This is a genomic window from Pelagicoccus sp. SDUM812003 (assembly GCF_031127815.1).
GTDB lineage: Bacteria > Verrucomicrobiota > Verrucomicrobiia > Opitutales > Opitutaceae > Pelagicoccus.
In genome coordinates, this window is record NZ_JARXHY010000003.1 from 18,336 (window position 1) to 30,129 (window position 11,794).

Below are 11,794 nucleotides of genomic sequence, written 5' to 3' on the forward strand. Positions count from 1 at the left end.
GGCTCTTGACGAGCGCTTTGCTAGAGTGTGGCGGAAGTGGACTGGCGCGAGGCCCAGGCTTCGAGGGCGTCGTGGTCGTGGCAGAGCTGCACCAGCTGGCTGAGCATGGAAAGCGGCTCCTCCGGGTCGTCGGTGGGGCTGACGATGAGGAAGACGAACTCCACCTGGGTGCGTCCGGATCGGGACGCCACCGGCGTTTCCAGCCAGCCTAGAAGGCAGATGCTGCGCTCCAGCACGGCGCTGTAGAGGTGGTGGGCAGAAACGTCCTCTCCGAAAATGGGCGATCGGCGGCGAGCCAGTTCGGCAAGTTCCTCGACCAGGGCCTTGCCATCGAGGCGTGGTTCCACGCTGAGGGCTTCGTCGCAGAGCTGGCGGTAGACCTCGTCCAGGTCTTTGGCCCCTTTGATGCGGAAAACGCCTCCGCGCTCGACCGCTCGGCCGAGACTGCTGCGCTGGCGGCTGAGGCGGAGCACCATGGCGTCTTTCTCTGGCTTCTCCTTTCGGTGCAGGGGGAGCAAGGCGCTGCCGTTGACCGACATGAGGGCGATCTCGTCCTCGGAAATCGGGTCCATGGAGAGTTTGAGGCGGGCTTTGCCTTTGTTGAGCTCTTCCGAGACGATGCTCGGTTGCGGCAGATCGTTGAAGACGGCGAAGGCGCTTTCCGTGGTTTCGGTGCCGGAGCGTTGCGACCAGGCGAAGAGATTGCTGCGGCCGACGAAGGGCTGCCAGCGGTTGGCGATCAGCTCGTTGAGGTCGGGGTTGTCGGTGAGGGCCAGCACCCGTCCGACATCCTGAAAGTGTTCGCTGTCGCGCAGGCTTTCCGCTTCTCGAGCGTCCTCGAGCACCGCGTGCAGGTCGAGCTGCTGGGCGGCGTCGATATTGCGCTGGTTGTTGTCCACCAGAACCACCGAGCGTCCACGATCGACCATGATGCGAGCGATGGCTCGACTGAGAGCGTGGGCGCCGACGATCAGCCAGCCGTCCGCCTTGCCGCGCGACACGCCGAGCTTGCGAGCCCACCAGCCGGCGCTCAGGCCTTGGATGACCACCGTGGCGCAGATGGTGGTGTAGACGAAGGTTTCCACGATGCTGGCCTCGGCGGCGTGCTGCGGCATCTGGTTGAGCTGCAAGGTGAAAAGGGACGCCATGGAGGCGGCTACGATGCCGCGCGGGGCGACCCAGGCTAGAAAGAGTTTCTCGCGACCGGTGAGGCCCGACCCGATGGAGCAAAGAGCGATGTTGAGCGGGCGCCCTACGATCATGACGATGCCCACCGCGAGTACCAGTTTCCAAAGGTGCTGCAAGAAGAGGTTGGGATCGAGTCGGCTGACCAGCAGCAGAAAGAGGGTGGCGATCAGGATGTCGGTGAGCTCCGCTTTGAAGGCCTGGATCTGTCGCACCTCCGAAGAGCGCCGTTGGCCGACGATGACGCCGGCCACCGTGACGGCCAGCAGGCCTGATTCGTGGGAAATGAATTCTGCGGAAGCGAACACTAGCACCGCTGCGGCGAGGGCGAACGGATTGGTCAACGAGTCTGGAATCCAGGCCCGCTTGAGACACTGCTGGATGATCACTCCGCCCGCGATGCCCAGACCGAGCCCGACGGCCAGACGCAGGAGCAGTCCGCCCACTGCGGATCCGCCACCTTTCGCCACCACTAGCTCGTAGCAAAAGACCGCGACGAAGACGCCCACCGCGTCGATCAGCACGCCCTCCCAGTGCAGTATGGAACCCAGCTTCGATTTCAGTCGCAGGCGGTGCAGCATGGGCACGATCACGGTGGGACCGGTGACGATGACCAGGCTGCCTGCCAGCAGGCTGATCTGCCAGGACGCTTGAAACACCAGGTAGACTGCCGCGGAGGCGCAGAGCCAGGTGACCAGCACGCCCACCGTGAGCAGGCGTTTGATGATGCGGGGCGAGGCCAGGTAGTCCTTCGGTTTGAGGGTGAGGCCGCCCTCGAAAAGTATGATGCCGATGGAGAGGGAGACGATGACGGGCAGCACGTGGCCCAGGCTCTCCGGTTGGATCCAACCCAGTCCCGCCGGACCGAGAGCCAGCCCGCCGGCGAGCAGCAGCACGATGGTCGGCAGATCGAACTTGTGAGCGATGACGGTGAGCAGGAGGCCGACCCCCAGAGCGAGGGTGATGGCGCGGAAGGCGATGTCGGATTCCATAGGAATGTTCGGGCTCAAGGCCCGCGGGAGATTTCTTTCTTGGTTGTAGCGGGTAGCCTAGGCCGCGCCACCCTGGGGGCGAGTCCCATTGCGCAAAGTTTTGATGCGCCGCGAGGGCGGCAGGCTATCAACGCGAACGCGCGGCAGGGGGGCTGCGATTGATTGGCCGTTCAATCGGGTTGCCAACGCGGGGTGTTGGGTTAAACTGGTCTCTTCCGTTCAACCCGCCTGCTTATGAAACGTCTATCGGTTTTCTTCGCGCTTTGCTCCGTGGCCCTGGCCTGGCCGCTGTATTCCACCCAGACTCAGTTCCCGGAAACCAAGGTGATCGTGCAGTCGATCGCAGCCTCGTCCTTCGCCAAGGACGCCCCTTGCTACATGGTTTACCCGGAAGGCCGAGCCTTGGAGATCTTGCAGGAATCGGGTGCTATCGACCAGCTCGAGTCGTCCCTGCGGGAGCTGGGGTACACCATCGTGCAGCGCGAGTCGGAGGCGGCGGTCTACGTGCGGGTGCGCTTCAGCGAGTTCGAGCCCTACGCCACCGAGCTCGATCTGAACGTGCGTCCGCGCATCGACTACTCCAACGCTTCCAGCACCCGCAACCACGCGGCGATGATGAAAGGAGGCCGCTATCAGGAGCTGGCGAACCCAGGTCGAAATCGCGACCGCAACATGGTCGGAGCGATTCTAGGGCCGGAGGGAGAGATTATCGATCCGTCGCGCATGGAGCCGACTGAACCCAAGGTCATCGAGACGGAAGTGGAGCCGTTCAGCGCCACGGTCTATCCCATCACGTTCGAAGTGTCGGCTTGGTCGCTCGATGGGGATTCGGAAAACCCGCTGCGTCAAGACTGGGCGGTGCTGGCGACCTACAACAATCTGCGGGACGAGGAAACGCAGTCCCAGCTGCGCGATCTCAGCGAAATCGCCACCCGCTTTCTCGGAAAGAATCTAAAGAAGGAAAAGCTGATCCACCGTCCCTAGGCGCGGCCGATTGATGCGAACCGTCAGCCCGCGCCGCTGATCCGCTCTAGCGGGCGTCGGCCGACCAGCGATCGCTTTGCAGCAAGCTGGCCCAGTTGGGCGGCGAGTAGCACACGTAGGCCCAGGCGGCGCGATCCAGACCGGCCTGGTCCTTTATCCAAATCATGCGCCGTTGATAGGCGCTCTTGACTCCAGGCGCGAAGTTTTCCCACTCGTCCATCTTGCGCAAGGCGTCGGGAGCGGGGGAGATTTCCATCAATTCGCCCTGGATCCATTTGCCTTCCGCGGGCTGGGGTGCGCTGGTCTGGGCGATCTGAGCAGCCCGCGCGGTATCAGCGAGCAGGTCGGCGCTGGCGTCGAGAATGGCGGTGTTGGGATCGATCTGCAGGATCGGATAGCCCTCTCGCAGCTTCCAAAGCGAACCCCGGGCTTGGGCCGGCTGGGTGGACAGAGGACGCTCGCAGTGGATGGCGTGCTCGGGCTGGGAGCTCATCAGAGTGCCGTAGGTGAAGAGCGGGATCGGATTCATTTTCCAACGGAGAGTGTGGGGCGTAAGCGCAGTTGCAAGCTGCGGGCGCGGTCAACTTCTAGTCGACAGGGCGGATTCGAGCCCGAGTTGACTGTAAAGCAAATAGAATCGAATCTCCCGGCGTGAAGCGTTTGCCAGCTTGAGGCGATTTTTGTGAAGTGGGCATTACGTAATAGGTGTTTCGCTTGATGCAATGTGGAGGCAGGCAAGCGCGTTCTCGCAGTAGAGGGGCGACTTCGACTCCACAGGACAGGACGACCGAACCTATGAAAGACGATGGCGAAAAGTTAGACGAGCTGTTGGCAGCGTGGGACGATGCGAGCATCGAGCACCCGCGGCTGGGGCAACGCGTGTGGTCGCGCATCGCGAACGAAGACCAGGACTCTACGGCGCTGCCCGGGTTCTTCCAGCTGGTGAGCTCGATTTTGAGCCGCCCGATCTACGCGGCCGCTTTCGTGGTCGGCTGCGTATTGCTGGGACTGCTGCTGGCGGAGGTGCGCGTTTCGCAGCGGCAAGTGGAGCGCGGCGAGCAGCTGGCGGAAAGCTACAAGCAGGTGATCGATCCTCTGCTGAGGGACACCTATCAATTCGAATAGCGTATGTGGAAGACCCTCACAGTAGTGCTGGCCGGTTTGGCCTGCGGGATCGGAGCCCATTTCGGCTATTTCAACGCCTACGCCCCGGAGTGCTCGATCGTGGCGGATTCCTGCGAGATGGAATGGCTGCGCGACGAGCTGGATCTTTCCGAAGAGCAGTACGCCCGGGTGACCCGGCTGCACAGCGACCGCGAGAAGCAGATCCGGGCCCTCTCCAAGAAGGTGCGCGAGCTGGAGCTGATTCTGGCGGAGTTCGAAGCGGAGCGTGTGCGCGAAGGCTATGTGGACTTTCTGGAGATCCAGAACTACCTGGAAGCAAAGCGCAAACTCGACGAAGCCTGCGAAAAGTCGACCAACGACTTGATCGCTTCGGTGGTTGACGTGATGAACGTCGAGCAAAGAAAGCGGTATTTTTCTATCGTAAGCAGTAGAATAAACTAGACCATTGTCTAGGCTACCTAGTAGCAAGCTTACCTACCCGCCTATCTCCGCGTCCCAGCAGACGACTTGCAATCTGCCTCGGACTTTTCCTCTGCCCCTTTACATGCCTTCCGATAACGAGACGGATCTCGCGTTGCTCGACGAGCTTCGAAAAGGTCGCGATTCTGCTCTGAACGAGCTGATGGTTCGTTGGCAGCGCCCGCTTCTGAGTTTCGCCTATCGCTACGTTCAGAGCGAAGAGGACGCCCGGGATCTGGTGGAGGAGCTCTTCGTGCGCGTTTATCGAAACCGGGACCGATTTCGGCAGGGGACCAAGTTTTCCGCTTGGGCCTTCACCTCGCTCTCCAACCTGTGCAAGAACTTCGAGCGTTGGAAGCGCCGCCACCCGGCCTTTGCCAAGGACAGCCTGACCGATGACTGGGCGACCAAGGAAGGCTCGCTGCATCCGCAGGTCGAAACCGGCGAAGCGGATCAGCCTGACCAGCGCGCCCTGAGCAACGAAAGGATTGCCATCGTGAAGGAAGCCATCGAGAAACTGCCTCACGATCTGCGGGTGACCTTGATTCTCTATCAGTACGAGTCGCTGAGCTACAAGGAGATCGGCGAAATCGTCGGCTGCTCGGTCAAAGGCGTGGAAACGCGCCTCTATCGAGCTCGCAAGGCCCTCAGGAACATCCTCAGCAGCAGGTTGGGGCCGAGTGGCGACCTCTGGGGCGAGGACGGCGTGGCCTAGGGGATGGGGCGTCTTTCCGGGTCGGCGCCTCGCCTCCGGCCTGGACGCGTCGGAGCGAAACGAGCCCTAGTCGGCCTCCACGGTGGCGAGTTTGCCCTCGCGGTGCTGAAAGGTCTGGCGGACCAAGGCGTTGGTGCGGTGTCCTTTGGATACCGGCGGCTGGAAGCGCCACTGAGCGACGGAGTCTAGCACCACGCGCGAAAAGTCGAGATTGGTGCCGCCTACGATGTTGGGGCAGCGCACGTCGCCAAGTTCGTCGATGTAGAACTCCACGGTGACCTCTCCCTCCAGCTCGTCGCTTGGCTCCACGATCTGCAAGGGCAGCGGGATCGCGTCCAGCTCCTCGATCGATCGAGCGGTGATGGGCTGCTCGATTTGGGCGGTCTGCGTGATGTTCGTTTCGGTGGGAGCCTGAAAGGTCTGCCAGCGCAGCTTCTTGTCCAATTCGAACTCGAGGTCGACCCGCACGGTGGACGGAAAGGGCTGACCGTTGTACAAGGCAGGCTCGAAGGTCCAGGTCTCGATCGACTTCAGGGCCGAGTCCGCGAAGGCTCGGCGTGAGCTTTCCACCACGAAGGCGTCCACGAGCTCTCCTTGCTCGTCGATGCTCAAGGCCAGCGATACCTTGCCTTCCTTCACTCCGATGGCTCGCATGGTGGCGGGAAACCTGACCTCGGAACGACTTGCGATCGTGGCGGCTTCGATCTCGATCTCGGTCGCGTCCTGGGCAGAGCAGGAAGCCAGCGCCAAGAAGCACGCGGCTGCGCGGAAAAGTCGTTTCAGAGTGGGTCTGGTCATTGGTCTCAAGGCAAACACCGATAGGGGGTGGCTCACTTCAGACCAATGGGATAGAGATTGGAGCGCAAGTGAAGCCCGGAAGGACTTTACCGTCGAGTGGAGAGCCGTGCCCGCTAGAGCGCCCCGAACAGGTCGTCCAGACTGCGCTCGAGTTTGATCGGAGCCGCTTCCTTCTCTTTGGCCGAAAGCAGCAAGGCGTCGAAGATCTTGGCCAGGCTGAGGGCTTGTTTGCCGGTGAAACGCGTTTCGCTTTCGCTCAGCACGGCGGAGACGAAAGCTTCCGCTTCGGCCCGATGACTGGCGGCGGGATCGAATGGCTCCGCGTACCCTTGGCTGGAACCGTTTCGCAGGAGCTGGCCCGTTTGCAGGTCGAGGCTGGCTTCGCTGCCGGAAAGCGTCAGCTCGATGGATTCGCTCGATGAGCCGAGATCGGCGTCGAGCTGGGCTTCGATCTGCAGGCAAGCTCCGTTTCGCAGTCGCACGAATCCGGCGATCGCGTCCTCTGCCACGCTCTCCAAGCTGCTGGCGTGCCTTTGGGAAAACCGATCGTAGCTCGCCGCCATCGCTTCCGTGGCGTCCGGGCATCCGAGGGCGAACCAGAGCGCGTCGATGGCTTGGGCGCCTGTCTCCAGCAGAGCGCCGCCGCCCCGCTCTCGGTCGAGTCTCCAGGAGGAGCCGTCGTAGGGCCAGGAGGCGACCTTGACGCTGGCTCGACCCATGAAGACGTCTCCCAGGGTCCCGCTTTCAACCAGCTCGGCCGCTTTTGCGAAACGAGGATCGAAGCGCAGGGGATTGGAGCCCATGAAGGTTTTTCCCACCAGCCCGGCAGAGGTCACGATGTGGGAGAGCTCGCGAGCGTTTGTCCCGATCGGCGCGGCGCAGAGCACGTGCAACCCGGCGTCGAACGCCGCTCCGATCTGGCGCTCGTGCAGGTAGGTCGGCGTGGCGATGACCACCGCGTCCAGCTGCCCGGCTCCGATCATTTCCTCCGCGTTCTCAAACTGGCTCGAGATGCGGTGGGAGTCCGCGAGGGGCTGGCGCCGCTCGCTGTCCGGATCCGCGATGGCGGCCAGAGTGACCTGGTCGATCTGGGCGAAGGCGGCAGCGAAGGCGGCCCCGTAGTTTGCTCCGGCGATTCCGATGCGAAGGGAAGGCATGTCCCGAAGGTGGGCGCGGTTTGACGCCATTGCAATGCAACGCTGCGTCCTCGAACGCCGCTCGATGCCTAGCGGCGGGGATCGAAGGGCCGTTTTCGAGATGGTATTTGGGTCTGACTCGGCTAGCGTTTGGCCCAGCAAGCGATGTTGAGGCTAGACGGATTGAGGTTTTTGGATTGGAGGGCGATTTCTCTGGCGATTTCGTCCGGAGAGGTGGCTTGCCTGATGGGCGGAAGCGGTTCTGGAAAATCGCTGCTGCTGCGGGCGGTGGCGGACTTGATCCCGCGCCAGGGCAAAGTCTGGCTGGACGACGAGGAGAGCGGCGAGGTCGAGCCGGGCCAATGGAGGCGTCGCGTAGGCTATTTGCCGGCGGAGACGCTTTGGTGGGAGGATCGCGTCGAAGATCACTACCTGAATCGGCCGGAGAACCAGGTCCTCGCTGAGCTGGGCTTGTCGGAGGAATGCCTGAGCTGGGAGGTTTCTCGTTTGTCGATGGGCGAACGACAGCGCCTGGGCATTCTGCGCCTGCTGGATCGCGGCCCTCGGGCTTTGTTGTTGGATGAACCGACTTCCAACCTCGACGAGCGAACGGCCCGGTCGGTGGAGTCCTTGCTGCTTGGATACGTCGAGAGAACCAACGGTTGCGCCCTTTGGGTGACGCATGACGAAGGGCAGGCCCGACGAATCGGCAATCGCAGTTTTCTGATGGCGAACAAGAGCGTGCAGGAGGTGGGGCGTGGCTAGCATCGATCTTTCCTATGGAGACTTGGCCCTCGCCGCCCTGATCCTGGTTTCCTTGGCGGCGCTGTTTTACGCCATGCGACTTGGGCTCTCTCGCAGCCTCTTGATTGCCGGGGGGCGCATGATGGTCCAGCTCGCTTTGATCGGCTATGTCCTGCGTTACCTCTTCGAATCCGGGCAATGGTGGATGGTGGCGGCCATGGCTCTGGTGATGCTGACGGTTGCCTCCAGAGAAATCCTCGCTCGACAGAAGCGCCGCCTTAGCGGCTGGCGCAGCTGGCGGCTGGGGGCTTCGACCCTTTTTGTTTCCTCGTTCGCCATTTCGCTTTTCGGCTTGGCGGTGGTGGTGCGGCCGGAGCCTTGGTACACGCCTCAATACGCCATCCCCATACTCGGCATGATCATTAGCAACACCATGAACGCCATCAGTTTAGGCATGGATAGGCTCACCGATTCCATTTTCACCAATCGCAACGTGATCGAGCAACGTCTTGCCTTGGGGCAAGCTCCTTCGGAGGCGATCGGCGGCTATGCGAGGGATTGTATCCGTTCTGGAATGACGCCGGTGATAAACTCGATGTCCACCGCTGGCATCGTGTCGCTGCCTGGCATGATGACGGGACAGATTCTGGCGGGCGCGTCTCCGGTAGAGGCAGTCGAGTACCAGATCGTGATCTGGTTGATGATCGCGGGAGGCTGCGGCTTTGGCATGACGGTGGCGATCAAGCTGCTCAAGGGGCAGCTCTTTGACGAGCGGGATCGCTTGCGCCTGGATCGCTTGCGGTAGGAGGGGGTAGGGGTTCGCCGCTGGGCTCAGGGGACGCCAGCGAGCAGGGCTTCGCGCGAGGCGAGCGCTTTGTTTCCCCTTGCTTCCTGGGAGCTTGCGCGTTGCATGAGGGGCGTGTCGGACGAGAATCTTGGCAAGGAATCAGATGGACAATCCATCCCGTGGTGGGACCGCGCATGGCGATGGTTCAAGAAGGGGGAGGACTGGTCTATCGCGTTGGCCCTTGGGGGCATGATGCTGCTGCCCCTGATGGAGATCGTGCTGCGTCAGTTCGACTCCGGGATATCTGGCAGTTCGTCGATCCAGCAGCACCTCGTTCTTTTTGTCGCTATGATCGGCGGCGTCATCGCGGCGCGGGAGTCGAGGCTTCTCTCTCTCTCCACCTTCACTGCGTATTTGAAACCTAGATACGCGGCCGCGGCCAAGAACGCGAGCAGCTCCATCGCGGTATTCGTGTCGGCTAGTCTTTGCGCGGGCAGCTGGAGGTTTGTGAGAAACGACTTCGCTGACTACGAGGCGGAGCTCTTTCCGGGATTTCCTCTCTGGTGGGCGAAGCTGATTTTGCCCTTTGGGTTTTTCATGCTCACCGTTCGCTTGATTTGGAAGTCAGGCGATCGGTGGTGGCTGCGTTTGATCCCGATCGTGGTTTCGGCGGGCCTGTTCGCGTTTGGCTTCTACGAGTTTGACGAGGTGGAAGGCTTTGTATGGCCGTTGCTGATACTTGTTCTGGTCGCGACGGTGCTGGGCGCTCCGATATTTGTGACGCTTGGGGGATCGGCTCTGGTCTTGTTCTGGGGTTGGGGCGGCTATTGGCCGGAGGAAGTGGGCCCGATCTTGGCTCTCAACCTCTACGATCTGGTGAAGAGCCCCATGCTGGTCACCTTGCCGCTCTTCACTCTAGCCGGCTACCTGCTGGCCCAGGGCCAGTCGTCGCAGCGTTTGATACGTTTGATCAACGCTGTGTTTGGCAGAGTGCGGGGAGGTCCGGCTATTGTGACGGTGCTGGTCTGCACCTTCTTCACCGTTTTCACCGGGGCTAGCGGGGTGACGATCTTGGCCTTGGGTGGCTTGCTCATGCCAGTGTTGACCGCGGCGGGCTACGACGACCGACGAAGCATCGGGCTGCTGACGGGAGCCGGTTCGCTTGGGGTGCTTTTCCCTCCCTGTCTCCCCTTGATCTTGTACAGTGTGGTGGCGTCTACTGCTCGCGTGAGCATTTCGCTCGAGCAGATCTTTCTTGGCGGTTTGCTCCCGGGCTTGCTGCTGCTTGTGTTGACGATTGGATACGGCGTTATACGACAGCCGAAAAGGGAAGCGATCCAAGGCGAGGCCCCGTGGGATTTCACGTCGTGGATTCGAGAATTGGGTCGGGCTGCCCTGGCGGCCCTTGGCGAGATGCTGCTTCCGATAGTGGCCCTGTTCGCGTTGTTCAGTGGCTATGCTACACCGGTCGAAGCGGCTTCGGTTTCCGCTTTCTACGCCATGTGCCTCTATCTTGTCGAAGCGAAATGGATACGAAAAGTGTCCATCGTGAAGGAGCTACCGGGCGTGATGGCGGAGTGCGGCTTGCTGGTAGGAGGCGTCTTGCTGATCCTCGGAGTTGCGATGGGATTCACCAACTATCTGGTCACCGCGATGGTGCCGACTCAGGTCGTGGAGTGGGCAACGGCCAACATCGACAATCCCTTGGTGTTTCTTCTGTTGCTCAACGTGTTTCTGATCATCGTGGGCTGCTTGATGGATATCTTTTCCGCCATCATCGTGATCGTGCCCTTGATCGTACCGCTCGGGGCGGCGTTCGGCATCGATCCGGTGCACCTTGGCATCGTTTTCCTGGCGAACTTGCAGCTTGGATACATCACTCCGCCGATCGGCATGAACTTGTTTCTTGCCAGCTATCGTTTCGAGAAGCCTATGAGCATGGTGATACGCGCAGCGATGCCGATGCTCGTGGTATTTGTCATCGGAGTGCTGGCCATCACCTATTGGCCGGCCCTCACTACTTGGCTGCCAAGCGTGGTGCTGGGAGAATAAGGAAATGGATACAGACGCGCACTGGGAGAAGTGGGGTGAGCTGGATCCCTATTACGCTGTGCTGACCAATGATTCCTATCGCTCGGCGAACCTGACCGATCAATCGAAGAAGGCGTTTTTCGATTCTGGGGAATCGCATTTGCGGGAGGTGCTTGCGAAGTGTCGCCATTATTTGGATGCGGAGTTCGAGCCAGCTTCCGCGGTGGACTTCGGCTGCGGCACCGGTCGGGTGCTGATACCGATGGGGCGTGAGGTGGAGACGGCGGTTGGGATAGACGTCTCTTCAGCGATGCTCGAGGAAGCGCGGAGAAACTGCCAGGCGCGCGGCTTAGGCAACGTGTCGCTAGTCAAGGGGGACGACCATTTGTCGGGGCTGGCGGGTGAGTTCGACTTTATCCATTCCTTTATCGTGTTGCAGCACATCCCCAAGGATCGGGGGATGCGGATCCTGAATCGGCTCCTCGGTCATTTGAAGTCGGGAGGTATTGGGGCGATCCAAGTTACGTATTCAAGATTGTACGACAGGAATACACGACGGTTCTCTCGGGGCATGCGGGCCCGGAGATTCGTGCGCCGATTGGTTGCTCGATTGCGGCGGGCGGTGAGGGGAGCCGGGAGCGAGCGGGAGCCGCCAATGCTGATGACTGCGTATGATCTGGGGGAAGTTTTCGATCTGCTCTGTGATCACGGAATCTCACGCATTTATTCCGAGGCGACGAATCACCAGGATACCCGCGGCGTCTTTCTGTATTTTCAGAAAGCTTGAACCCTTGGGGTGATGTGTTTCGCGCATGGGCTTGGCCTGGATGGGCGTTTC

Annotated in this window: 12 protein-coding genes; 8 read left to right on the forward strand and 4 right to left on the reverse strand. The window is 61.2% G+C overall.

The features are described from left to right. Positions 1-20: 20 nt before the first annotated feature. The gene (locus tag QEH54_RS04510) at positions 21-2,177 is read right to left on the reverse strand and encodes a sodium:proton antiporter (RefSeq protein WP_309017440.1); all 2,157 of its coding nucleotides are present in this window, start codon (positions 2,175-2,177) and stop codon (positions 21-23) included. Between the two features lie 234 nt (positions 2,178-2,411). Here QEH54_RS04510 and QEH54_RS04515 point away from each other — a divergent pair, with 234 nt between their 5' ends. After that, positions 2,412-3,161 carry a hypothetical protein gene (locus QEH54_RS04515; protein ID WP_309017441.1) on the forward strand — a complete coding sequence of 250 codons (750 nt, stop codon included), beginning with the start codon at positions 2,412-2,414 and terminating at the stop codon, positions 3,159-3,161. Between the two features lie 46 nt (positions 3,162-3,207). On the opposite strand, the gene QEH54_RS04520 is transcribed toward QEH54_RS04515, so the two are convergent. Next, entirely contained in the window at positions 3,208-3,690 is a 483-nt protein-coding gene (locus QEH54_RS04520) for a gamma-glutamylcyclotransferase family protein (protein ID WP_309017442.1), read from the reverse strand. A gap of 266 nt (positions 3,691-3,956) precedes the next feature. On the opposite strand from QEH54_RS04520, the gene QEH54_RS04525 reads away from it, so the two are divergent. The 3 genes from QEH54_RS04525 to QEH54_RS04535 all read left to right on the forward strand — a co-directional run bounded on the left by QEH54_RS04525 (position 3,957) and on the right by QEH54_RS04535 (position 5,460). Next, positions 3,957-4,286 carry a hypothetical protein gene (locus QEH54_RS04525; RefSeq protein WP_309017443.1) on the forward strand — a complete coding sequence of 110 codons (330 nt, stop codon included), beginning with the start codon at positions 3,957-3,959 and terminating at the stop codon, positions 4,284-4,286. 3 nt (positions 4,287-4,289) lie between these two features. Then, a complete protein-coding gene (locus tag QEH54_RS04530; RefSeq protein ID WP_309017444.1) occupies positions 4,290-4,727 on the forward strand; it encodes a hypothetical protein in 438 nt (145 codons plus the stop codon). 103 nt (positions 4,728-4,830) lie between these two features. Beyond that, positions 4,831-5,460: a sigma-70 family RNA polymerase sigma factor gene (locus QEH54_RS04535; RefSeq protein WP_309017445.1), complete on the forward strand. Its 630-nt coding sequence runs from the start codon at positions 4,831-4,833 to the stop codon at positions 5,458-5,460. 66 nt (positions 5,461-5,526) lie between these two features. Here QEH54_RS04535 and QEH54_RS04540 read toward each other — a convergent pair whose 3' ends face one another. Then, positions 5,527-6,258, reverse strand: coding sequence for a TonB family protein (locus tag QEH54_RS04540; RefSeq protein WP_309017446.1), 732 nt, complete (start codon positions 6,256-6,258; stop codon positions 5,527-5,529). 113 nt (positions 6,259-6,371) lie between these two features. Beyond that, positions 6,372-7,415 (reverse strand): Gfo/Idh/MocA family oxidoreductase, encoded by a 1,044-nt coding sequence (locus QEH54_RS04545; RefSeq protein ID WP_309017447.1) that lies wholly within the window; start codon positions 7,413-7,415, stop codon positions 6,372-6,374. Positions 7,416-7,559: 144 nt separating this feature from the next. On the opposite strand from QEH54_RS04545, the gene QEH54_RS04550 reads away from it, so the two are divergent. The 4 genes from QEH54_RS04550 (at position 7,560) to QEH54_RS04565 (ending at position 11,743) form a co-directional block, all read left to right on the forward strand. Then, positions 7,560-8,159 (forward strand): ATP-binding cassette domain-containing protein, encoded by a 600-nt coding sequence (locus QEH54_RS04550; RefSeq protein ID WP_309017448.1) that lies wholly within the window; start codon positions 7,560-7,562, stop codon positions 8,157-8,159. Continuing rightward, positions 8,152-8,943 (forward strand): iron export ABC transporter permease subunit FetB, encoded by a 792-nt coding sequence (fetB, locus tag QEH54_RS04555; RefSeq protein WP_309017449.1) that lies wholly within the window; start codon positions 8,152-8,154, stop codon positions 8,941-8,943. The genes QEH54_RS04550 and fetB overlap by 8 nt, the downstream gene beginning before the upstream one ends. Before the next feature lie 105 nt (positions 8,944-9,048). Then, complete coding sequence (locus QEH54_RS04560) at positions 9,049-10,977, forward strand: TRAP transporter large permease subunit (RefSeq protein WP_309017450.1); 1,929 nt, start codon at positions 9,049-9,051, stop codon at positions 10,975-10,977. Positions 10,978-10,981: 4 nt separating this feature from the next. Then, positions 10,982-11,743, forward strand: coding sequence for a class I SAM-dependent methyltransferase (locus QEH54_RS04565; protein WP_309017451.1), 762 nt, complete (start codon positions 10,982-10,984; stop codon positions 11,741-11,743). Positions 11,744-11,794 lie beyond the last annotated feature (51 nt).